This window comes from Bacillus sp. FJAT-47783 (assembly GCF_022808615.1).
Classification (GTDB): domain Bacteria; phylum Bacillota; class Bacilli; order Bacillales; family Aeribacillaceae; genus Bacillus_BZ.
The window spans coordinates 1-2,020 of the sequence record NZ_JAKZKS010000056.1 but is presented as its reverse complement, the minus strand read 5'-3'; the positions used below and the strand labels follow the sequence as shown (position 1 = coordinate 2,020).

Genomic DNA, 2,020 nt, shown 5'->3' with positions numbered 1-2,020 from the left:
GGTTTATTTGTCGTTCCCGTAAACTCAGTAAATGATTGTTCTTTATGAGAAATTAAAACAGCAACACTACATATAAAAAAATCCATTAAAATGAATAAAGATAACCATCATGTCACGGATTCAGGTTTTAGGTATTTCCTCTAATTCTTCTACAGATGTAATTTCTTTTTCTAGCAATGAAACAACGTCATATTTAAACTCTTGAATTTTATAAGGTCTTTTTAAATAAACTTTCTTATCCATCCTAAAACCTGCACTATTTAAATCATTTTCCATAGGGTGATAGGATAATTCACCGCATATATAAGAATAAACTAAAACTTCTCTTACAATTTCCGGTAAGTGATGAAAATCTATAAACGATTCAGCATAATGCAAAAACCTTTCTGTTTCTTCCTCTCTGGTTAGTAGACCTGTTGTATAGTTTCTGACAAACCCATGGAAAAATAAATCATAAATTCCTAAATTACTTAATAACAAGCTAAACTCTGAGAAATCATTTCTCCTCTTTCCGATTCTCTCTTTCTCAGAATTTCTAGCTAACCTATCTAGATTTTTTAAATCAAGCTTCTCTACGATATCTTGATCCTTTAAATTAATGTTGTACTTCCGATACACTTCCTGAGGGTTCTCCCAAAAATTATCCCTTACCGTTTTATCTCTTATATATGCAGTAACGAGTTCTTGAACATTAATTAGACTCATTTTAATACCCCTTCCTTACTATACTAGGAAAAAAATAAATTTTTTGACCATTCGATTCTCTCCATACGAACAAGCAATGGAATGTTTGTCAGCCTTTTTGAATAGTGAATCGATTCTTTAAGGAAGGTATCGGTATTGTTTTGAACATGTGTTTTTCCTTCTCGCAATTCAACATTGACGACATATCCTTCTTGACCAAGATACGCGAAGTTTGGAGCATACCCATCACATCCTTTGTAGGTTCGACTCACTCCTTCTTTCTTCGTGTTGGAGTTATCAAACGGGGAAACATCGATATCAAGTGGAACATACTTGGTTTTCTCATCTTTCAGGACTATTGGCGTAACAGGGGAATCAAACTGCTGAAGCAACAAGACGGATTCTTCTAAGATAAGGGACTTCTATCCTCCTACTTTCGCCGTTTGATCTAAGCGTTGTCGCAAAGTAGCACTAGATGGAACAGATTGTACGCCTAGTGCGCGACAGAAGAATGGGTCATCTCTAAACGGTTCGATATCTTCAAAGTCATTTTTACTTTGAGATAGGATACCGATATAGGACGTCATCACATCCCCAGTAGATATGGAAGGGAATGACTTTATATTAGGCACTTTTAAGTTTGAAAAGCGCTTGGACAACTTGGTTTTTGATAAAAGTAAACCAATTAAACCTAATCCGGAATGAGTGGATAATGTTTCATCGGAGTCTTCTAAAATAAATTTTACCATTGTCATTATGCACCTACCTGGTAAAGTGATTTTATTGATCCAAAAGGATGCATATCCCTATTATATCAAGGTTTATCGCTGTGAATATCTATTTTTTTATCACGGATTCATGACCATACTCAAATCCTCCAAATAATAATGGCCAAATAATTAAACCATTCATACTTTCTTTTTTAGTAACACCGAGGTTACCAGTAAAGCTTAGATATCCTGGTTATTTAACGTTATAGAGATAGCCATCTTCCTCTTTAATATAGACACCAAATTCACTTTTCGGTATTGCTTCTATAAATTTATTGTATTTAATCGCTGTTATTAAAAACCAAGCAATGTTCCAAACCAATAAATCGGAAGCTCTCCTGTCAGCAGTTTTCGTTTAAATGTAATAAAAGATAAAGAGGTGAATACCTTTCGTTTGGCTGTTTGATCATATAGCCATTTTAGAAGGACATAGGCGATTAAAGCAGCGAACAACTGATTATAAACAGCATTCTTCGTCGTTCCGAATAAGACAGGGACATTTAAATGCTGTTTCACCCATCGGAAGAATACTTCAATGGACCAGCGCGCCTTATACATGTCCGCAA

Annotated in this window: 4 protein-coding genes; all 4 read right to left on the bottom strand. The window is 34.8% G+C overall.

The features are described 5' to 3' along the window. Nucleotides 1–120: 120 nt before the first annotated feature. Nucleotides 121–705, bottom strand: a complete 585-nt coding sequence (locus MLD65_RS17885) for a hypothetical protein (RefSeq protein WP_243293174.1) — start codon at nucleotides 703–705, stop codon at nucleotides 121–123. A gap of 23 nt (nucleotides 706–728) precedes the next feature. Beyond that, nucleotides 729–1,076 carry a hypothetical protein gene (locus tag MLD65_RS17880; protein ID WP_243293173.1) on the bottom strand — a complete coding sequence of 116 codons (348 nt, stop codon included), beginning with the start codon at nucleotides 1,074–1,076 and terminating at the stop codon, nucleotides 729–731. A 30-nt stretch (nucleotides 1,077–1,106) separates the two neighbouring features. Next, complete coding sequence (locus MLD65_RS17875) at nucleotides 1,107–1,439, bottom strand: hypothetical protein (protein ID WP_243293172.1); 333 nt, start codon at nucleotides 1,437–1,439, stop codon at nucleotides 1,107–1,109. Between the two features lie 309 nt (nucleotides 1,440–1,748). Continuing rightward, nucleotides 1,749–2,020: transposase (locus MLD65_RS17870; protein WP_481748552.1), on the bottom strand; the 272-nt coding region annotated here is incomplete at its 5' end.